At 41.8% G+C, this 22,040-nt stretch carries 16 protein-coding genes; 7 read left to right on the top strand and 9 right to left on the bottom strand.

All coding sequences use genetic code 11. The features are described from left to right. Positions 1-95 precede the first annotated feature (95 nt). Positions 96-1,472: a glutathione-disulfide reductase gene (gene gor, locus V7K50_RS25620; RefSeq protein ID WP_334965038.1), complete on the bottom strand. Its 1,377-nt coding sequence runs from the start codon at positions 1,470-1,472 to the stop codon at positions 96-98. A 276-nt stretch (positions 1,473-1,748) separates the two neighbouring features. Then, positions 1,749-2,861: a FecR family protein gene (locus tag V7K50_RS25625; protein ID WP_334965040.1), complete on the bottom strand. Its 1,113-nt coding sequence runs from the start codon at positions 2,859-2,861 to the stop codon at positions 1,749-1,751. A gap of 546 nt (positions 2,862-3,407) precedes the next feature. Here V7K50_RS25625 and V7K50_RS25630 point away from each other — a divergent pair. Then, the gene (locus tag V7K50_RS25630; RefSeq protein WP_334965068.1) at positions 3,408-4,904 is read left to right on the top strand and encodes a hypothetical protein; all 1,497 of its coding nucleotides are present in this window, start codon (positions 3,408-3,410) and stop codon (positions 4,902-4,904) included. A 69-nt stretch (positions 4,905-4,973) separates the two neighbouring features. Here the strand turns inward: V7K50_RS25630 and V7K50_RS25635 are convergent, their stop codons facing one another. Further along, positions 4,974-5,837: a sulfurtransferase gene (locus tag V7K50_RS25635; protein ID WP_334965042.1), complete on the bottom strand. Its 864-nt coding sequence runs from the start codon at positions 5,835-5,837 to the stop codon at positions 4,974-4,976. A 25-nt stretch (positions 5,838-5,862) separates the two neighbouring features. On the opposite strand from V7K50_RS25635, the gene V7K50_RS25640 reads away from it, so the two are divergent. The 4 genes from V7K50_RS25640 to V7K50_RS25655 all read left to right on the top strand — a co-directional run bounded on the left by V7K50_RS25640 (position 5,863) and on the right by V7K50_RS25655 (position 10,934). After that, positions 5,863-6,804 carry a tRNA (5-methylaminomethyl-2-thiouridine)(34)-methyltransferase MnmD gene (locus tag V7K50_RS25640; RefSeq protein ID WP_334965044.1) on the top strand — a complete coding sequence of 314 codons (942 nt, stop codon included), beginning with the start codon at positions 5,863-5,865 and terminating at the stop codon, positions 6,802-6,804. A 780-nt stretch (positions 6,805-7,584) separates the two neighbouring features. Further along, positions 7,585-8,814, top strand: coding sequence for a response regulator (locus V7K50_RS25645; protein ID WP_334965070.1), 1,230 nt, complete (start codon positions 7,585-7,587; stop codon positions 8,812-8,814). A 203-nt stretch (positions 8,815-9,017) separates the two neighbouring features. Next, positions 9,018-10,397 carry a bifunctional UDP-N-acetylglucosamine diphosphorylase/glucosamine-1-phosphate N-acetyltransferase GlmU gene (glmU, locus tag V7K50_RS25650; protein WP_334965046.1) on the top strand — a complete coding sequence of 460 codons (1,380 nt, stop codon included), beginning with the start codon at positions 9,018-9,020 and terminating at the stop codon, positions 10,395-10,397. 114 nt (positions 10,398-10,511) lie between these two features. Continuing rightward, positions 10,512-10,934, top strand: coding sequence for a DUF29 family protein (locus V7K50_RS25655; RefSeq protein WP_334965048.1), 423 nt, complete (start codon positions 10,512-10,514; stop codon positions 10,932-10,934). On the opposite strand, the gene V7K50_RS25660 is transcribed toward V7K50_RS25655, so the two are convergent. From V7K50_RS25660 to V7K50_RS25670, 3 genes are all read right to left on the bottom strand, one after another. Next, on the bottom strand, positions 10,925-11,878 hold the full coding sequence (locus tag V7K50_RS25660) for an isoaspartyl peptidase/L-asparaginase (protein WP_334965050.1): 954 nt from the start codon (positions 11,876-11,878) through the stop codon (positions 10,925-10,927). The genes V7K50_RS25655 and V7K50_RS25660 overlap by 10 nt on opposite strands. Continuing rightward, positions 11,878-12,072, bottom strand: coding sequence for a DUF2256 domain-containing protein (locus V7K50_RS25665; RefSeq protein WP_334965052.1), 195 nt, complete (start codon positions 12,070-12,072; stop codon positions 11,878-11,880). Before V7K50_RS25665 ends, V7K50_RS25660 begins: the two co-directional genes overlap by 1 nt. 250 nt (positions 12,073-12,322) lie before the next feature. Then, the gene (locus V7K50_RS25670; protein WP_334965054.1) at positions 12,323-12,508 is read right to left on the bottom strand and encodes a hypothetical protein; all 186 of its coding nucleotides are present in this window, start codon (positions 12,506-12,508) and stop codon (positions 12,323-12,325) included. Positions 12,509-13,099: 591 nt separating this feature from the next. On the opposite strand from V7K50_RS25670, the gene V7K50_RS25675 reads away from it, so the two are divergent. Both V7K50_RS25675 and V7K50_RS25680 read left to right on the top strand, forming a co-directional pair. Then, positions 13,100-13,306 carry a hypothetical protein gene (locus tag V7K50_RS25675; RefSeq protein ID WP_334965056.1) on the top strand — a complete coding sequence of 69 codons (207 nt, stop codon included), beginning with the start codon at positions 13,100-13,102 and terminating at the stop codon, positions 13,304-13,306. Between the two features lie 116 nt (positions 13,307-13,422). Then, positions 13,423-13,671, top strand: a complete 249-nt coding sequence (locus V7K50_RS25680; RefSeq protein ID WP_334965058.1) for a hypothetical protein — start codon at positions 13,423-13,425, stop codon at positions 13,669-13,671. A gap of 551 nt (positions 13,672-14,222) precedes the next feature. On the opposite strand, the gene V7K50_RS25685 is transcribed toward V7K50_RS25680, so the two are convergent. From V7K50_RS25685 to V7K50_RS25695, 3 genes are all read right to left on the bottom strand, one after another. After that, positions 14,223-15,080 (bottom strand): PEP-CTERM sorting domain-containing protein, encoded by an 858-nt coding sequence (locus V7K50_RS25685; protein WP_334965060.1) that lies wholly within the window; start codon positions 15,078-15,080, stop codon positions 14,223-14,225. 1,097 nt (positions 15,081-16,177) lie between these two features. Continuing rightward, positions 16,178-19,255 (bottom strand): hypothetical protein, encoded by a 3,078-nt coding sequence (locus V7K50_RS25690; protein WP_334965061.1) that lies wholly within the window; start codon positions 19,253-19,255, stop codon positions 16,178-16,180. Positions 19,256-19,285: 30 nt separating this feature from the next. Beyond that, a complete protein-coding gene (locus V7K50_RS25695; protein WP_334965062.1) occupies positions 19,286-22,033 on the bottom strand; it encodes a tubulin-like doman-containing protein in 2,748 nt (915 codons plus the stop codon). Between the last annotated feature and the right edge of the window lie 7 nt (positions 22,034-22,040).

Raw genomic sequence — 22,040 nt, forward strand, 5'->3', positions numbered from 1 at the left:
TTACTCATTACTCATTACTCATTACTCATTACTCATTACTCATTACTCATTACTCATTACTCATTACTCATTACTCATTACTCATTACTCATTAATTACCTCATTGTGACAAATTCCTCTGCGGCTGAGGGATGGATACCCACAGTAGCGTCAAAGTCTTTTTTGGTTGCGCCCATCTTGACTGCGATCGCTACACCTTGGATAATTTCAGCTGCATTTTCACCTACCATGTGAGCGCCTAGCACTTTATCAGTGTTGGTATCAACCACTAACTTCATCATTGTCTTCTCTTGCTTACCAGTCAAACTATGATACATGGGGCGAAAGCGACTGCGATATATGGTAACAGCATCACCGAGTTTTTCCCGTGCTTCGGCTTCTGTCCAGCCGACTGTTGCGGCTTCAGGGTGAGAAAATATGGCTGTGGGTACAGTTTTGTGACTGAATTCGCGGCGGTTATTGCCGAATTCACTATCGGCAAAGGCGCGACCTTCGCCAATAGCCACGGGAGTTAAATTAATTCGGTCTGTGACATCGCCAACACCAAAGATATTCGGTTGACTAGTTTGACTATATTCATTGACTGCGATCGCATTTGTGGTATTGTATCCTGGCCCTTCCATAGAAGTAGCAGCAACATCAACCCCAGCGTTTTCTAAACCTAGTCCATCGACATTGGGAGTTCGACCGGTCGCTACTAAAAACACGTCGGCAATTACTGGTTCCTGGTCTTCCCCTGATAAAGTTAGTTTAAACCCTTCTGGCACCGGTTCAATTGTTTTTACCACATTATTCTTAATCAACCGAATTCCGTGGTTTGTCATACCCTCTTCAATTTCTGTGCGAATGTCATCATCAAACCCCTTCAAAATCTTTTCACCTCTGGTAATTTGCGTCACCTCAGAACCCAAACCGCGCATGATACAGGCAAATTCTGTGCCAATATAACCAGCGCCAAGAATGACGATGTGTTTTGGTTGTTCTTTTAGATGAAATATTTCGTTAGAGGTAATGCCATATTCCATTCCTGGTAAATCTGGCTTGATCGGACGCCCACCAACAGCAATTAAAATTTTGTCTGCTGTAACTTTACGTCCATCAACTTCTACGGTGTGGGGATCTAGCAATGTGGCGCGACCAGAAATTAGCTCTACTCCGGCTTTTTCTAAAAAGCTGATATGTAGTTGTGACAGTCGCCGAACTTCCTTATCTATAGATGTAATGAAATATTCCCAGTCCAATTCCGCATTACCCACTTTCCAGCCATAGCCTGAAGCTTCACTGAATATTGCCGGAAAGTGAGAGCCATAGACCATGAGTTTTTTGGGAATGCAACCGCGAATCACACAAGTGCCACCAACTAAATCATATTCAGCGATCGCCACTTTTGCGCCGTAGCTAGCCGCTCGTTTGGAAGCCGCCAAACCTCCAGAACCCGCACCAATTACAAATAGGTCGTAATCAAAAGTCATAAATTTATGTATCTCTTTAGCAACAAGTTACTTCTTGGGAACTTACACAGAATGCGATTGAACAATATGAGGATGTCCGGTGAACCCTACATAAATCCTATCCTTGATTTCTGCAAGCCGCACACTCGTAACTTCCAGTCATCAGTTAAGCGCTCCATATTTGAGTGAATTTGTCTTAGAAGTTAATATAACCTCCGTCGGTACGCCGGAGGCTATAAAACGCCTGTGGAGAACCTGATTATAGTTCTGCCCCTAGCGCTGGGTATAAATTTACGTTTATGTGGTTGGTACTCCTTTCGGTGGAGTTACTACAGGAGGCGTTGGTGGATTTTCTACAGGAGTTGTTGGTGTAGAGATTACAGGAGTTGTTGGTGTAGAGATTACAGGGGTTGTTGGTGCAGGTTCTACAGGAGTTATTGGTGCAGAGATTACAGGAGTTATTGGTGTAGAGACTCCGTTATTATTCGGATTAACTATATTGTTATTATTACCATTTCTCCCAGAGCGTTGCTCAGTATTTGACAGGAATTGTCCTATGTCCTCAAAGGAATTTAATGGGGAATCATTTCCAATGGGTTCTACTGGGGAATTGTCTGTGAGCGTGTCTTTGGTGGAAGAACTTGAAGGACTAGTAGTTAGCTCTGTAAAAGCTGGGTTTTCAACTACTCCCTCACCTGTTATGGGCGACTGTGCATTCAAAGCCGCAGCAGTTTCAGCTTGAACGCTAGCGATCGCTGGGTCGGCTCTAGGCGTAATATTTGGCTTGGTTAAATTCAGCCCCCGAACCATATCGCTCGTTTGATAAAAATTTCTGAGATCAAAATCGTATAAGCCCTGAAATTTTCCTTTAACTATAACCATCATCTGTCCTGCTTGCAGCACCTGAGTTTGAGAAGTTTCCTTATTAGAAACTTCAATACCACTATTTGTCAGCGCACCGACAATCGTGGTATCTGTTTGTTGGTTGTAGCGTACAAATAAGGCCGAACCACGAATTGCTGCTGCTGCACTTGGCGTTTGTATAAATGTTTGTCCCCTTCCAGGTGGAATAAGCAGCAATGCGGTTCCATTTGACAGTCTAAAGCTGCGAGTCTTTGGTAGAAATTGAAACATAGCCTGTTCCCCAACTCGTGCCAAAGAGCCGTCGTTAAAGCGCAACTCTGCTAAGGAAGCCCGACCAGTTGACAACCCATCCCCAGGAATCATTGCATCTAATTTGCGTGCCGGACGCTTCTTTTGTCTATCTCTGGGTATCAGTTGTACCAAGTTGCGGAGGTTCTGAATCTCTGCTCGCGTCAGAGGAGTTATGGCACTTACCCGATTTGGCAAAGGCAGTACTATAAATCCCCATAAACTAATTACTAATAGTGGAAACGATTTATGAAACATAGTTTGAGAATTTCTAAACTTCAAATAATACCAAACAACTTAAAGGTTTAAGCTGCTGCTAATTGTGAGATTAAGTTTTGTTAGGTAAGCTTATCTGGAATTTAATGATTTAATACACAGAATAGATAATAACCTATGTGTTTAGTTTATTTAAGTTTTTCTTGTGAAACTGACATTTTATGCAATAAAATCTGTGGCATATTTAAAAGTTAGTACTTGATACAAACAATTAAACAAGGACTATCTTACAGATAATTATTTCTAATCAGATCAGCCACAGGGTCATGAGTTATGCGGGGAAAGGAGTTATTAGGGATCTGTTGTGAAATGACTCACTGGCTGTATTTCACTAAGGTTCAGCAAAATTCTTATCGGAGCATCTCAGTTTTGCAAAAAAATCTGGTAAAAATCCGAAAAATAGCAATTTTAGTTTGTAGTTTCAGTATATACCTACAAAGCTCAGATAGATGTACTCAATTGTATATTTTGAGTCGGAACTTCCGATACAGGCTGTCGGTCTATGTTCGCCAAACGCGATCTAACCAGATGCGACGCAATAACTGGAAGAATTTGTTTTTTTGTATTTTGTTAGCGTCCACTGGTGGAAGCTGGTGTTGCATTAGAGTAGATGCGGCAGAATCTGCAAATACAGATATTTGGCATCCTCAAAATTTACCAAGCACACAGATGAAGAGTGCTGAGTTCAAAGATCGTACAGAAGAGGCGGGGTATCAAGCTTCTGCCGATGAAAATATTCCGCCCATAAAGGGCTTTGCTTCTAGCAAGTACATAAGCACTGAGTATTTATTGATTTTCTCAGCACTGCCTGAAGGCTCTGCTACTGCTAATAGGAATCAGCATTCAGCACCGAGTCTGATAAATTACCAGCAGTTATGTCAGAAGTTGGAGCAAGAGGCAATTAACTCTTTGTGCAAGCATTCCAGTGAGTCGCATCCTTTAGACTTCCAGATGCCGTTAAATCTGGCACAGCAAACACGAGAAACACCTAAACCGCCAGAGAAAACCGAACAACCTCAAGATACTCAAAAGCCAAATGACCCGCCACAGCTAGAATCGCCGCCCAATAATTTGCCCACATCTCCTTTAGATTCAGACTCAAAAGACCGACTATTAAATGCGCCTGAGATGAATCAGTCCCAAAGGCTAGAAAGGCTAATGGAGCTGATCCGATCGCCAAAACAACCATTTGAGTCTGATAGCGATCGCGAATTGGGGTTGCGGGTGCGGTTACAACCCTTAGAACAACAGCCACTACCACCTACAGAACAACCCGTAGTTAAGTTTAAACCCATAGGCTATCTACAGGCCAATGTCGGCTACTTCCAAACAAATAACATTTTTTCCTCAAAAGATAGTCCAACAGAAGATGGTTTAATTATTTCTGGACTGACCTTAGCCTCTGCATATTTCCCTTTGGGATCTAAGACTTATTTAAACGGCTCAATTGATGGCAATCTCATTCGTTATATAAATCAGTCACAATATCATTACAACCAGGTCAGATTAAATCTTAATATTTACCAGCAGCTATCCCCGCGAATGTACGGAGAAATCAGTTGGAGCAATCAACAGTTATTTTATGCCAACAACAGCGATCGCCAGGATAGCTTCAAAGCAGGCGATCGCTTTTTAAATGAGACTTCCTTGCAACTGTCTCTGGGACGGCGAGATCCCTTAACTTCAAGATTAACGCTAGATAGCTTCTACGAATTGAGTGTAAATTTTGCTGACCCCTCAAGTCGTAATCGGATCATCAATTCCTTTTGGCTGTCTCTCAACTACTACTTGCAAAAACCTCTCCAGGTTGGTATTGACTACCAGGTGAACTTGTCAGAATTTACAGACGGCGATCGAGAAGACCAACTTCATCGGCTATTTGGGCACTTAAATTACCGAATATCCGATACCATTAATATGAATGTGCAGGCTGGAGTGAGTTTAGGTAGTTCAACCGCCGAAAATATTGATTTTGATGGCTGGTTCTTCAGTGTTAATTACAATTTCCAATTAGGTCGGTTTTGAAATTTGTCCTTTGTCATTAGTCATTTGTCCTTTGCCAAAAACCAATGACCAATGACCAATGACCAATGACTAATAACTAATCCAATCACTCCAGCTACCAGCATAAAGTTTACCCTTGCTAATGCCAGCTAATTCTAAAGAAAGTAAATTCACACAAGCGGTAACACCAGAACCGCAATAAACCAAGATTTCTTCGGCTGTTTCTAGCTTTTCCCACCGGCGGCGTTGCTCATCTTGAGGGAGTAAGTAGCCGGAAGGGTCTGTAACTTCTTGCCAGGGATAATTGACTGCACCGGGAATATGTCCGGCAATTTTATCAATTGGTTCTCGTTGACCTCGGTAGCGATCGCTTTCTCTTGAATCTACCAATACTACCTCTTGGCTATCTTTCCGGCTTTTAACCTCTGTAATATCTACCACATTTTGTGCTTGTACTTGAGGGACAAAAGTACCCACGCGGGGGTGAGGAATAACATCTGTCACAGAATACCCAGCTTTTTGCCATCCTGCAAAGCCTCCATCCAGTACTGCGACTTGCTCATGTCCTAAATAGCGCAATAGCCACCACAGACGAGCAGCAAAGGCAAGGCGCGAATCATCATAAGCTACAACTAAAGTTTTTTGGTAATTTACCCCAATCGCTGCAAATTTGTTAGCGATATCATTGGGATTAGGTAAAGGGTGTCTCCCGCCATGCTTACCCACTGGACTGGAAAGATCCTGATTCAAATCTAAGTAATATGACCCTTTGATATGATTTGTTTGATACTGTTGTTGTCCTAATTGTGCATCGGCTAAAGAAAAGCGACAATCCACAATCACGACTTGCAGATCTTCTAGATGTTCAAACAACCAAGCTGGCGAAACAACATATTGGGGACTTGTACTGAGCGTTCGCGTAGCGTCTCGTAGAGAAGCCGAAGTATTGGGCATTGCATTATTTAGTTTTATTTATAAAATGTCAGACTTAGAGAATTTTACACCCAAGCTAACAGCAGATGGTTCTTTCACCTTTGTCTCTCAAGAATTTGGTGAATCCTTTCACAGCCATTATGGAGCTAGGCAGGAGAGTTTTTTCAAGTTTGTGAAACCAACTCAACTGGCTATAGCTGCTCAAAAACCAATATTGCGACTATTGGATATTTGTTATGGTCTAGGATATAACACAGCTGCTGCTTTGCAGACAATTTGGGCAGTGAATCCCAGTTGTTGTGTTGAAGTAATCGGTTTAGAACTGAATCCATCTGTGCCACAAGCTGCGATCGCTCATCACTTGTTCGACAATTGGAACTGTAACTATATTGGAATTTTGAAAGAGTTAGCTTTTGAGCATCAAGTGCAAACACCTTACCTGAAAGGGAAGCTACTAATTGGCGATGCTAGAACTACAATTAGCTTAGTATCTCAGTCGGGTTTCTGGGCAGACGCAATTTTCCTCGATCCTTTTTCACCAACTCAATGTCCTCAACTATGGACTGTTGAATTTCTTAAACAGCTGGCATTGTGTTTACATCCAGATGGTTTATTAGCCACCTATTCTTGTTCTGCTGCTGTACGCACAGCACTTTTGTCTGCTGGCTTGGTGATTGGTTCTACCCCACCTGTGGGAAGGCGATCGCCTGGTACCGTGGCAACACATTTTAGGAGTGCTGAGTTGAAAGATCACTCAGCACTTACCACCCTCTCACAAGCTGAAAAAGAACACTTGCTAACTCGTGCTGCTATTCCCTACCGCGATCCTCAATTGAGCGATCAAACTGAAGTCATAGAGATGCGGCGACAACAAGAGCAACAAACGTCTTCTCTAGAACCTACCTCCCATTGGCGAAAAAGGTGGCTCTTGGGAACACAAGGCAGGGATTTTATCGGAACTAATGGGTTTAAAGCCCCGTCGTTCTAGGACGGCTTTTCTTGTAACTAAGAAGTAATAAGTAATGAGTAATGAGTAAGAAGTAAAACTTATTACTTCTTACTCATTACTCATTACTTATTTATCGGAACTAGTTTGTAGTTGCCATGTCTACGACGGGCATGTTCCTCAGTCCTTAAGGGACTGACAAATAAAAAAATACTCAACTATTTCTTGTGGGGTGGGTGTCTCACCCGCCCACAGCCAAAGGCGCTCATGTTACCCACCCCACAAGATTGGATAATTTATTTGTTGTCAGTCGTTAATTCCAGAAAAATTAAACATTTTTTGCCAAAAATGCTCATTTATTTTCCAGATACTCAGGCAACGAGTTTTTACGAGCCAAATAGATTGTTTCTATAGTAATACTTAATACCAGTTACTACTTTACAGTACTTGAGTACTACCATAACTTAGTAAGTAAAAACATATATACTTAATGATTAACATAACAATGTGAAAATCAAAACTCGATATATCGAGTAAAGCAGGCAATTGTAAGACTTTCTGACATCCTTAGCTGAATAAATCTCCGTAAAAAACCTGATTTAACATTTGTGCCAATTGATCATACTGGAATTAGAAGCAAAGAATTTGCCGACAACATACCGCTAGTTCGTAATATAAAAAATACATACTACCAAAAACTTAGAGAGGCAGATTGTTATCATGCATAATCTCTATGGAAACTCTGGCTAAGAGACAGTCGAATATTAAATTTATTGTTGAAATATGACACTGTTAACTTGTGCAAAAACTTGGAGTGCCTTTGTGATTGAATGGAAGTCTAACCATACAGGCTTGACAGAACAAATTGCTAGTGGATCAAACCCCATTAGCGCAGTGAACAGTATTGGGTCAAATCACGCCGTAGGATCGCCAAATGCGGAGAGTTCCTTAGGCTTATCTCAAGAAGACCTTATGCTTGAAGATAGACCAGCAGTGTCTTCCTGGATAAAAACTGATGTTAATTATGGTAATAATTCATTGGTCTCTAGAACACTACAAGCCAAAGGTTCTAAAGTGAATGGATTTGATTTAGATCCGCCAAGGGTTTTAGTAGTTGACGATCATGCCGCCAGTCGGATGACTGCTGTTGCCCTCTTGGGGATGGAAGGATACGAAGTGATTGAGGCAGACAGAGGTTCCATTGTTAGGGGATTGGTAACTCAAAAACAACCAGATTTGATTTTGCTGGATGTGATGATGCCAGGAATGGATGGATTTGAAGTGTGCCAATTGCTCAAACAGGATGAGCAGACTAGGCTAATCCCAGTGATTTTTATTACAGCGTTAAATGACAGGCGATCGCGCATTCGGGGAATTGAAGTTGGGGCAGATGATTTTCTCACCAAACCCTTTGATCGTGTAGAACTGTCGGCGCGTGTAAAGTCCTTGGTACGGCAGAAGCGTCTAAACGAAGATTTAGACCATGCCGAACAAGTACTATTTTCCATTGCCATATCCATTGAAAGTCGCGATCCCAATACAGGCAACCATTGTGAACGCCTGGTAAAGCTGGGACAAGTTTTTGGTGAATACCTCAAGCTTTCACGCTACCAAATTCGAGATTTGATATGGGGTGCTTATCTCCACGATATCGGTAAGGTGGGTATTCCCGATGCAGTGCTGCTGAAAAAAGGCGAACTCAACCCCGAAGATTGGGAGATCATGCAGCAGCATGTTTTGATTGGAGAAAAAATCTGCCAACCACTACGCAGTATGCGGGGTGTAATTCCCATTATTCGCCATCACCACGAACGCTGGGATGGCTCAGGCTACCCTGATAAACTCAAGGGGCATGATATTCCCTACCTGGCGCAAGTATTTCAGTTAATTGATATTTACGATGCCCTAACCAGCGAACGACCTTACAAAAAAGCTTTTCCTTCAGCAGAAGCACTTTCAATGATGCAAAAAGAAACTGATTCTGGTTGGCGTAATCCCAAGCTAATGAAGCAGTTTGCAGAGTTTATTTGCTCCTGTCAAGAAAAAGAGTAATTAGGGAGTGGGGAGTGGGGCATAATGATTTGTAGCTGCTGTAATGAGCGCAAATTTGTATTATCATCTCCGCCTTTTACGAAAGCAGCTCTCCTGAATCCTTTTATATTTTACTCTTGTATGATTAGCTGGTATGATTTGAGGCTACATTTTAAAGTACCAACAGGATTAATCATAATTTTACTGATAGCTGATAGCTAATTATGGTAGTTGTAGCAATTCTAGCGGCGGGACGCGGCACACGAATGAAATCACGCTTACCCAAGATTTTACATTCTTTGGGTGGGCGATCGCTATTAGAGAGAGTTCTCGAAAGTGTAGAACCACTTTCACCCTCACGGCGAATCGTGATTGTAGGATATCAGTCTGAGGAAGTGCAAGCCGCCATGCATTCAATTCCCGGCTTGGAGTTTGTCGAACAGACTGTGCAATTAGGAACAGGTCATGCTATCCAGCAATTACTTCCTCACTTGGAAGATTACACTGGGGATTTGCTGGTACTTAACGGCGATTTACCGTTGATACGCAGCGAAACTCTGAAGCAGATGTTGCAAACTCACGCCCAAAATCAGAATGCCGCCACTATTCTCACCTCGCACCTACCCGACCCCACAGGCTACGGGCGGGTTTTTTGTAACGATGAAAATATTGTGCAGCAAATGGTCGAACATAAGGATTGTACTGCTGCTCAAAGACAAAATCAACGGATTAACGCTGGAGTTTACTGCTTCCGTTGGCCAGATTTAGCAAAGGTGCTTCCCCACCTCCAGCCAAACAATGTCCAAAAAGAATACTATCTGACTGATGCCGTGACTCAAGTGGGACAAGTGATGGCACTGGATGTGGAAGACTATCAAGAAATTCTCGGCATCAACGATCGCCTGCAACTGGCAACAGCCTACGAGATTTTGCAAAAACGAGTCAAGGAAAAATGGATGCTGGCGGGTGTCACCCTTATCGACCCCACAAGCATCACCATTGATGAAACTGTCAAATTAGAGCCGGATGTAATTATTGAACCCCAAACTCACCTGCGAGGAAATACGGTGATTCAAACCGGAAGTCACATTGGGCCGGGGAGTTTAATTGAAAATAGCCAGTTGGCTGAAAATGTCACGGTGCAGTATTCAGTAGTAATAAATAGCATCGTGCAGACAGGAAGCCGAATTGGCCCTTATGCTCATTTGCGCGGTCAGGTACAGGTGGGTGCTGGTTGCCGTGTGGGAAATTTTGTGGAATTGAAAAATACGCAGTTAGGCGATCGCACCAATGCGGCACATTTGTCCTATATAGGTGATAGCATTGTGGGCAATCAGGTAAATATTGGTGCCGGTACAATTACTGCCAATTATGACGGCGTGAAGAAACATCGTACCAAAATAGGCGATCGCACTAAAACTGGTGCCAATAGCGTTTTAGTGGCTCCACTCACCTTGGGTGATGATGTCTATATCGCAGCTGGTTCGACGATCACAGAAGATGTTCCTAATGATTCTCTAGCGATCGCGCGTAGTCGTCAGGTGGTGAAACCAGCTTGGCAAAGGAAAAGCCTTGAAAATGAAACCACAGATCAACATAAATAATTCATTGGTGTTAATCGCGGTTGATCTGTGGTTTGAGAGCATAAACCAGGATTTTTGCAAGTTGTCTAATCTAGCTAGATTAGTAGTAGTAAAGCCAAAATCTCAACATATAACATGGAAGAACTGCTAGAACTTAGGCAATTTCTAGAACAAGGCAAAATCCATGAGGCGCTAATGTTGGTGGATGAGTTAGAAGAAATGAGCCTCAGTGACAAAATTAATAAAATTGATAGTTATAGTGTGATTCTGCTCATCCATTTAATTAAACAAAAGGCCGAAAGACGTTCTACTCGCTCTTGGGATGTTTCCATAGAAAATACGGTGCGGGAAATTAACAAAATAAACAAGCGCCGCAAATCCGGTGGTTTTTACTTGAATCAAGCAGAATTAATGGATATTCTACAACAAGGATATCAAGTGGCACTGAAAAGAGCGGCGCTAGAAGCTTTTGAGGGGCGTTATGAAGCCCAAGAATTAGCCGCAATGGTTGACCAGCAAGAAACTTTAGCCCAGGCGCTGGAACTGATTCAACAATAGCCAATCAATTCACTATCATTCCATTCCAAAGTGTCACCAACTTTTTCGCCGTTGTGGTAGGCGGCGAGTAAGATTTCGCTAGTTTTCCCCCAAGCGATCGCTCCACTAGCATCTAAGGCGATCGCTCCCAAATCTCGTTTGTTCTGGTGGGCTTCCCCAAGCGATCGCTGCATGGCATCCTTCAACGACATCCCATCAGTGACACGCACTACAATTCGTGCTGCTAAACATTCATCAATAATATCTTCCCCAATCCCAGTGCAACTCACACCAGCATTACTAGTAGCATAATTACCTGCTGGCATCGCCGAATCACTTACCCTTCCAATGCGCTCAAATCCTTTACCACCAGTGGAAGTGCCAACAGCTAGCTTACCGTAGGCATCTAAAGCTACTACGCCGATGGTGCCGCGTCCAGCATTACTGGTTTCTAAAAGTTCGGGTTCTGCTACCACCCCAGCCATTGCGCTTTTAAAATTATCTTGGCGCTCTTGTATCCACTCTTGTAACCGCAAATCAGTTAAAGCGTTATAGCTGGGAAGTTGCATTTCCCGCGCCAACTCAGCCGATCCGAAATCTGATAACACTCGGTCTGGCGAACTTTGTAAAAATTGCGCTAACTCAATGGGATTTTTCACCCGCGAGATATTAATCACACCACTAAACCGCCCTGATGCACCGTCCATGAGAGAAGCACTCATGCGGATTTGACCATCAGATTGCAATACTGAACCAGTACCAGCATTAAAACGGGGGTCATCTTCGAGCATTTGGCAACCCTGCACCACTGCCTCAGAAGCAGCAGTTCCTGACAATAGCAAAGAATAGACTTGTTCTACTACTGTATGGAGCGATCGGCGCACCGCCTCCAATCCTCCTTTCCCGTGGAGAGAACTACCAGCCCCGCCATGAATAATTAATTTAGGTTGCACCTGTAACTCCATTAATCTCTTGCGCTATTTGCGTCTGTATTGTGGTTGGTTTCATTCTGAGCTTCAGAACGGCGACGACGACAACGTTCTGAGCAATATTTCACATCGTCCCAACAATCTTGCCACTTTTTACGCCATGTGAAAGGACGTTGACATACCGGACAGATTTTTGTAGGTAGGTCAGATTTAGAACGAACACGTCCCATATAAGTACTGTGTAGATGAGAATTTCATTTCTGAGGGAGATGGAAGATAATTATAACCAGTTTGCTAAGAAGGCAGGATAAATTGGACGAATAAATATATTGTCAATCTATCCTTAGAGATGTTTGCAATATCTCTCCTAAAAGAAGAGAGGCTTTGAATCTTACTATCCTTCTCTTTTAGGGACTTGCAAAAAATAAATTATCCCTAATTATTTCTAGATTTGTAGGGGTGCAAGGCATTGCATTGGTGTCAACCTAAGGTTAAAGCCAGTCTAGAAAAAGCTTTTAGCAGATTATCGTAAATTAAAGGGTTTAAGAAGCTGCAATCTACATGTAGCAACCATTTCAGTCCTTCTCTACGAGAGGCTGCGCCAACGGCTACGCTCAGGAACCATCGGGGTTTAAATCCCCGGTTAGGAAGAGCGTCAGTTGCCACAACGCTCTTAACTTATCGCTTGGCACTTCTCAACTCTTGGAGACGCATTCGCGTTCGTCTGAAATGTCTTTAATTTTGAATGCGTGAATTTCAAATTTTGAATTGTTAATGGCTATGTTGTTGACAATATCCTTAATAGATTGAATAAAAAACTCCACGCCACAAGTGGCGTGGAGTTTTTAGTCATTAGTCATTGGTACTAATGACTAATGACTAAAGCGGCGGGGCGGCTATCCCTCTACAGACACCTGGGGATGGAGTTTCCCGCCGCTTTCAATGAAACAGCCCTGGAGGTAGGGGGATTAAAAGTGCTTAAACTTATATCAAGACACTTTTCAAACAAGCTCTAAATACTAGATGTTGTAAGTAGCTTGATAATACATAGCAAAGTGATTCTCAAGCATTTTTTAAATATTAGATAGTGTAAGTAACCTGATAATAGAATGTTTTTTCTTTTATAAAATAAAATTTACGTAAAACTACTATGAATCGAATTCTAATAGTGCTATTCTTTGTGTGCCACTAAAAAACAAGTTGTAGTGGCACGACAACAAACAAGTTGACGTTACTAATTATTAGGAAAGTAAAATCATGATTATCAACGATCTTTCTCATGTAGAAACCGTTCTTGAAAATGAGAATGTTCAAGGTGGAATAGCTTTTGCAGATGCTAAGTCCTACGCATCCGCTTTTGGTACAAACATCGCTATCACCAGCATTAGCACTAGCACCGTTGCTATTTCCAGTAAATACAGCAAATCTGTTAGTACCGGTTCATCTAGTTCTGCTGCCGGCTAAATATGCCTTAACACTACATTGCACCACACTGTAGTACAGTGCATTTTAGATAGAAAATTGCTGAAAGTTATCAAAAACTTTCAGCAATACATTCGTGTTTCAAAGAGAGCTTTTTTATGGAACGATTAAGAATTTCCGATCTCAGTTTTTGTGAAGATGAAGTTTCCGATCTTAGTCAAGTACAAGGGGGATATGCATCTGCTTATGCAGGTACTTATTCTACTGCTAAGAAGAGTACTTATAAAGTAGGCAAAGGCACTATTGAAGGTACTGTTGAAGGTGCTATTGGTGCCGGTCTTGCTGCCGCTATTACTGATGGCGGTAAGGTTATTGTATCTGTCAGTACATTGGCAAGAGTTTCCTAAAGATGGCATAACCAAATTCTAGGAAGCTTTTATGGGCTATATCCATAAAAGCTTGTTAGGAATATTTCTATGCCTCTATCTTATGCCACATATAGCAGTATAAGACAGTAGGTAAAAGCGACACTTCGGCGTTGCTTAATGGCTATGCTTGTTTTTGAGTTCAAAGCTTATGAAAAGTCAGACCAGATAACAGCAGTAGATAATGCAATTCTGACTGTAAAAATTCATTCAAGATAGCTGTATTTGGCTATGTATGAATGTTAAAAATACAGCCAAAAAAGATTTGCATAAATTATTGAATTGATTGTGCTGTATTTGCAGCTAACTTTCCTTTGGCTAATGAACTTAACTCAATGGCAAGACTTACGAGTGGAAAACAAGCATGGTCTTCTATCTCTAGACATATCCGAAAATTAATTCTGCGTTGCTTGAAATCCTTGGTAGGGACAATTCATGAATTGTCCCTAGGTCATTTTCACTCCTATATCTAATTGATTAATGTGACTTTGCTTTCGCTATCCATGATCTGAACTTCTGTTAGTGCAAACATACTAAACAGACCTTAAATCCTTATTAACCAACAATGCAGCCGAAGAAGCTCTTTTACGCTTGCGTATCGAGACAGCACCAAACATAGTGCAACTAAACAGCGAACCTAGAATTGTTGAGGGTTCTGGGACAGTATATACGCTCACCTGATTACTTTTAGATTCTATTAAAGTTAAATGAGTTGGCTTATCGAAAGTACGGGAATATTCACCCTTAAAGCTAGTCAAAGCATATTCCTGTGTTCCGCCAAAAGATTTATCAATAGAAGTCTGACTTAAATCAAAAGTTATGTTACTACTCGGTTCAAATGCAAAAGCATCATTGTTACCTATAGTTGATAAATTTCCAAAAATCTTGAAAGAGTCCAAAAGATTACCACTATCGCTGTCATATAACTCATATAAGAACTCTCCACTAGCATTTGCACGTTCAGTCAGTGCATCATCAATGGATGTTTTAAGGTTAAATAAGCCACTGAAATCAAAAGAAAACTCTTTGTCTACTATAAAATCATAACCGATAATCGCAGCGAAGCTTTTTGCCGACCCTGTATAGCCATCACCCTGACCTTGAGCTTGGCTGAAGGACAAATTAGAGGCAGAGTTGTTTGCATCGATATTAAACTTAGCCTCAGCGTTAGCATCAGCAGTTACTTGACCACCTGTGCTAATTGTTGTGGTCACATTATTAGTCAAAGTCCTAACATCTAAAGGGCTGCTACTAAAGTTGTTGATGTTGAATTTTGACTCAGAATATGCAATGGTAGCAGCTTGGCTCGGTAAGGTTGCCAGTATCGAAGTAGCGATCGCTGGAGCGGCTAATGCCAAAAAACGCTTTACAACTTTGGTGTACTTTTTCATACAATTTTGTTTTTCTTTTACGATGTTAAGATTGCAACTTTGTCATGCTTGTCTACTGCCTTACTAATGAGTAAGAACAAATTATAGGCAAGCAGGATGGTTGGCTTGGGAACTTTTCAAGCCATGTTTGTCTTATGTAGAAGAAATCTTCTATTTAAGGACTAATTTTTATTTACCAGTTCTTCACCTTTGCATAAGTAATAACCGTATAAGTAATTTACTTATTAAATCTGGGGTGCAGTCAATTGGTTACATACTCATACTAGTCGTGCATCCACTCGTTTCTTGTAAAGCTTGAGTAAAAAAGAGCGGTTTTTAATTGGAATTTACGTAAGGATTCCGTAGGGAGAAGTTCACAAATTCAGTAGAGAGGAGTTCACATAAGTGATGTTGGTGCCAGAGCATCCTTTGATGAGCAAGGAAGTCACTGTAAAATCAAGCAACGATCGCCTGTACCAATTGTCGAAGTCAAAATTGGTAGCAATATGTTCGGTTAAGGTGCATAGTCTAAAGATCACCCTTAGTCCACTTTAAAAAGCTACGGTGTACACACAAGTCCTAAAAACCTAGCTTGATAAGACTTTTCTCGTTCCCAGTTCGAAACTGGGAATGCATTCATTGAGTTTATGATTCAATATTTGATATCATGTCCGCATAATTAGTTATGCTAACCACAGTCAATACACCCCACCCCCAGCCCCTCCCCGCTTGTGGGGAGGGGAGACAAAGCATAGCTTTGGCGGGGGTGAGTTTCTTCGAGTTTAATAAGCAATCAAGCGGACATGATATGACTGGAGGTACAAGGTCTTGTACTGACTTTTCACGTTATGTGGAAAAGCTAACGATTGACCTAACCCCCTTCCCTAGGTTCGCGTAGCGGCACGAAGTGCGGGAAGGGGGAAAATTCAAAGTCTCTCTCCTTTTAGGAGAGAGAAATAGAAGTGAGGTTTTCCACATAGCGTGAAAAGTCAGGGTCTTGCGCCCCTACGTTGGCGGAGCGTCCCGCAGGGATGGGATATTTTTTTACTGGAAGCTCTTTAGGGGTTGGGTTAGGTCTATATTAAATTTCCAGAGAAGTCAAAAAGGTGATTGAATGCCTAATTTAGAGGGTTATAGTCTGAGAGCAGATGATCTAAAAGCTTGCGTTCGTAAGGATTTAAATCTGAGGCAGATGTTCCGAATTCCTGTAACTTATGGTAGATAAAATCACGTTCAAATGTTTCGATACGTTCTTCTAAGTCTCCATAGAGTTCCTGAAGGGTAAACTCAGTTGCTAAAGCTAAGGCAATTTGTTCTCGATCTTTACCAATTGACCGACTCTTAAATTGATAATCGCCTTCAGAATGCTGTGATAGTAGCCCAAGAGCGATCGCTAAAATCAGCGTTTGATAAGCTAGTTTTAATTCCCTACCAGAACCAATTTCTTCTGGGATTAAATCGGGAATGTTCTCCTCTGGCTCGATTTGTTCACCCTGAGTCCGTTCATAGCAGTCTCGATAATACTCAATTTGGCTGAGAAAATAAGCCGGAAAGCCCAAGGAACGAGTCAAAATACACAACCGTTGCTCATCTTCAGCTACTAAGGCGGTTAAACTACGACTAAAGCGACTGTAAAACGCAAAAATTTGTTCTTTATCTTTTGCTCCCAGCCAGAGGGTAATCTCCCGTTGAGAAGTTGGGTTTAAGTTAGTGTCAACATCTTGAATTCGTAGCAACAAATTAGCGCTCTCATAAAGTTGATTCAAACGCAGATTAGCGGTATTGGCGGCAATTAAATCTGATTGCTTTAATACTTCGCCAATAGACAAATTACCCAATTGCTCGAACTGCTGACGAGCAAAGAGCATAAGTTGATTTTGAAATTCTTCAGCAGAAATTCTCCACGACTGAGAACGGCTAACTTGTTCTTGAGTAAATTTTTCTGTTGGTAATGTGGAAAGAAAACTTTGGTAATAAGCATCAATATCTGCATCAGTGAGAACTGTCAGCCGAATTTCGGAGAACTTTGTAGTAGCTTGATCGCGTTGAGCAACCAAATTATTGTATATCTCAGAGAAATCAGACAGAGTTTGACGTAAGGTTTCAGTTCTTTGTTTAGCTGTTTTAATCAAATAATTTAACGCCTCGACACGGAGATTTTGGGCGTATAAATCGTACTCTAACTTTAATTGCTCATTATAACTGCGACGCAATTCGACGGCGGTTGCTTTAATAGTGCTTTCTAGGCGTTTAATTTGTTTCTGAACCTTCTGAATGCGATCGCGAATATTAGTGCTGTACTTGAGCCAAACTATACCTAAGTAAGCCAAAATTGTTACCGCCGTCCAAAGCAGATAACTAACTAAGTTAGCCCAAAACCTTTGCAATAACAGCCATACCGTTGATTGACTGAAAATTCCGGTCAGAACCAGCAAGGCTAATAAAGCACCAATAACCAAGGTAGGGTAAACGATTAAATACTGTGAACGAAAACGATTTTCTTCCGCTAGCAGTTCATCTAAGTTATCTGTAGCTGTTTCGAGTTGATTTTCAATGGCCGTTAAGTGGTTCTGAGCGACAACGATCGCAGCTGCGGCTTGTTCACGAGCGCCAGCGATCGCCATAAAGCGGATTTGTCGAGTTTGTTCGATTTCGGCATTTAACCCTTGGCGATAGTCAGCAACTGCCGTTTCTAGCTGTTTCTGAGTTGTTTGTAACTCTTGCTGTTGTTCTTCAGATTTTCTTTCAGCTAAACCATCTTCTAATTGTTGCTGCCGCAGTTTTAAGGAAAGAACTTGATTAAGCAGCTTTTGAGTCGCTTCTTGATCAATTGTTACCTGCAATCTTGAGTCGAGAAATGCTTCAGCCGTTCGCAGTTCTGTAACCAGATTCTGGGATTGATCGCCAATAGCATCTGTTTGCAGTTCCAAATACAAAAAGGTCAATATGTTTAATAGCCTAACTCCTTCATGTAAGCCTCTAGGTGTAGCATCGACATAGCTATTTATGCTGCGATCTAAGAAGCCGGTGAGGTTTCCTTGTAGTTGTTTGCAACACTTTTCCAATGTGCGCTTATAAGAAAGTAGCTCTTTATTTTCAAATTGCCGATAAGCACGTTGCAATTCCATCCCATATTCCCGCGCCATCCCTGCATGGATTTCAATACGCGGATTAAAATCTTGCCAAACTGGTTTGCCATTATCTCGTTCTAATTGCAGAAAAGCATTACTGAAATCTTCGCTGAGGACAAATCCTTTGGCATCTAATAGGCATTTGCGACTTGCTTCGGGAGTGAATTCTGCCTTCGGTAAAAACTGCTCCATAATAATATCGGCAGCTAAGGCAGCACTCAAACGGTTAATAGTTGTTTCTCCTGCGAAAAACAATTCTCCATAACCAAATGAACTATAGGCGGGTATTTTCCCCCGCACTTTTTGTGCGCCAATCAATAAGCCGTTAGTTTCCGGTTCTACGGTGAGAAAACCTGCCAAAGCATCAGCATAGCTGGGCAAATTATCGCTCAGTCCCCCAATTCGCTCATCCATCAGCCAGCAGTTATCAAAAGGTGGTACTTTTTGACTACCTGTAATTACAACGCCACTGATCATTTTGTAATCTAACTCTTTCAGGAAAGCGTAAGCAGCACCGTAATCAGCAGTTGTGGCTTGGGTAAATAACCCTGGCAATAGCAATAAAGCTTCTAAGCTGTAAGGAATATCTGTAAAGTACTTAGAAAATAGCCAACGAATCAAGCGTACTGTGTCAAAAACTACTCCCTTAGCAAATTGATTGCTGGCTGACAGCATGAGATATACTCGATGGCTGCTGCTGATTTCCACCCCTTGGCGTTTCGCTGCGTAGGCGTAGCCCGTCGTAGACATCGCTTTTTTTGATTGACTAGCCGTTTTTAATAATTCGATCAGTGCAGTTTGCAGTTCGCCTGTCGCGTCGCTGAACTGGGTACGAATTTTGGAGACATAAGCTTGTTTACTATGAGTTTGAGCCAGATCAAAACTCGTATCAGCAAACTGATCTAACTCGCCACTAAAGCCAAAAGTTTGACCATCCCAAGTTAAGGTATGAGTTTGAATTAAACAGCTTTCCTCGGCTGGAAATTCTTGGAGTTGCCGTTTAATGGCTGCACAAAAAGCGGCACTGTGAGGATCGAGTGCAAGTAAAATCGTTGGTTTTGGCATAAGGATACTCTCAGAGTGCAGAATACAGGGCTAAATAATCACATCTAAATCTTCCAGGTAGGCTTCAATTTCCTGGATTTCCATTTCTACCTGTTCTTGAATCTGGGCATCAACTTTACCTCCCTTTAAAACCTGATTGAGGTGATTGATGTAGTTTTGCAAAGTAGATTTGGCTTTGTCTTGGTCTTCGTGGGTAATAAGCTCAACTTTGTTAGCAATTTCCTTGACTAGAGGCAAGTTACTTTTAAAAGCTTTAAATGCTGACTTGCGATCGCTTCCCAAAGGCAAAACTCCGCCCTCTAATCTTTTTGCTTGTTCTGTAGAAACAAAATATTTCTTACTCTGATTGACAATCAATTTATATCGTTCCGGTGCCAGTGCTAAAGCAAACCAACGCAACGCCCCACCGTCATCTTCTGGAGGGATTAAATTAGCTAAGTTTGTCCAATTGCGATGTAAGTGTTTGAAGACTTTATTCGGATCTAGGTAAGCTGACTCCAACTCCTTCATTCCGTTGAAGGCAAATAAGGGGACACCGACTTCCACCCGAAACAGCATCACCTTATGGGGTTCGCCTGTCGGGACGAAAGAAGGATTATTATTTCCTCTAGGCAAGCGACTAGAAAGAGGTGGATTGCTAAAAACTGTGTTGTTGCTCTCTACTCCGTAGTAATAAAATTCTGTGATTAAGTGCTGCTGTTGAATGGGAATTTCTGATACTTCATACTGCCAGAGAGGAACTGCAAGTTTGCCAAGTTGTTGCAAATCTTGTCCCGCATCTTCGGGATTGCTATCTGCTAAAACCTGCTCAACAGTCATACTGGTGAGAGGATAGTAAGCTTCATCGACAAATTTCAGAATTTCGTTTTTGACATCTTCAGCTTTTTTCTCAGACCAATTTGTTAAACTTTGAGACTGTTCTCGATACCAACGGATAAAATCTTCGCCAGTGACTTTGGGGCGTTTCGATTGCAGATTGATGCGCCCAATGGTGTGAATAAAAGGATTATCGTTATTTCCTTGACGATTGACCTCGTGATAACTCTGTTCTAAATCTCGATAAACTTTATCTAAATTGCTGTGTAGACGCTGGCATTTTTCCTGGATTTCTTCTAGGCTAGCCCGCAGTACACCATAGAGTTCAGCCGCTTTATCACACCGCTTCCAATGTAAATAAGTCTTCCACTTTTGGTCAGCTCGTTCTTTGTATCTCTGGCAAGCTGCTTGAATAGTATTTTTATTTGAAAACCAAGTTTCTGCGGCTTCTTTAATTTTTTCTTCTTGCGGTTCTAACTTCAAAGCATTGAAACTAGATTGTGCCTCTTGCGATTTGCGCTGTACGTTCTGCTGTAATTCATCTAATTTTTGGGAAAGTTTGCTCAAAAATTGCCAAACATCAGCTAGTCCATTGGGACGGTTAAGACTGCGCTCCCAGAAAGTTGCGATCGCAACTGTTGTAGTCTGTTGTAAGCGATGAAAATTCAATCCCAACTCTTGAGCCGTCCGTTGTTCAAATTGATCTAGCTGCCGTTTGTAGAGTTCTTTGATTGTCGGCAAAGCTGTGCGATCGTGACGGATTTCGCCAATTCTAAATTCTGGTTTCATTTGTCCGCCGCGATCGCTTTCAGTCAATGCATTGAGGACAGTAGTCGCTTCTGCTAACTTGCAATCTTCTAAAAACCGGGCGATGTCGCTTTCTAAATCGATTGCTGGGGTAGATGCCATGAACTCATTTTTCAGCAAGCTTTGAGCATCCTCTAATTTCATCCGCTCGTATTGCTGTACTGGCAAAGTTAGGGTAGCAAAGCCAAAACTACAGTAATTTATATTGCGTCCTCGAACTTTTTCACCAGTTGCCAGATAAGCGCGAATATTATCAGCAACGTTAGCAGCATCTAGACCGATTTGAGAACCAATCTGGATGTACAAGCCATCTGCAACTAAATTTTGTAAATCGTCTGGACGACCTACTACAGTTCCATTTTTGTTAACCCCGTCAATTAAAAATACAGCATCAAAGGGAGGGCGATCGGCTTTGATTTTTCTGATGCCATAATCAATCTCAATGCTATTAGATGGTGACAATCCCCAAAAATGTTCGATTTCCTTGAGAGCGCCATAGGCATTAGACTTCACTAAGTGAGTTTGGGGAATATTGGCAAACACTCTGGGTAAAACAAATACCCCCGTAATATTAGAAAAATTATTGAGATGTTCTCGTGTTAAAAAAGCCGTATCTAAGAATGTGCCACTACCCGTCCCACCCGCCAAACTGCCAACAATAAAAACTTCGACACCATCACGATTTGAAACTTGAAAGTTATCTGAAAATGCTTGTTTACTAGTGCGAATTTCGCGGACAGTATTGATTGCTTGAGCAATTAAAGCGTCAATATCGCCTACTTTAGCAAATAAGGCGAGCCGTCCCCGTGCCCGAATCTGTCCGGCACCACTGATCAGGCTGGTTGCTGGAATGTCCTTAGGCCACCATTCAGCGATATGGTCGTTACGTGTTAGCGGTAGGGGATTTGCAACAGAAATTGCATAAAGTTCATTAGGTTCTAAGATCACCTTGGTGCCATCAGGTGATTTTTCTCGTTCTTGGATGTTTTCGGTAGTATCAATCGAAATAAAACGAATAACTTCTGGTACTGAGCCGTAAATATCGATGAATCGCTTTTTAAGTTTGAGTACAACTTCATAACCTGTTCCTCCTAGCCCGATAACAACGGTAGGTCGAAAAACAACCGTGGGACGCACAACCGTAGGACTTAACATTCACTTT

It is taken from the genome of Nostoc sp., from assembly GCF_036917135.1.
In the GTDB taxonomy this organism is placed as follows: Bacteria; Cyanobacteriota; Cyanobacteriia; order Cyanobacteriales; family Nostocaceae; genus Nostoc.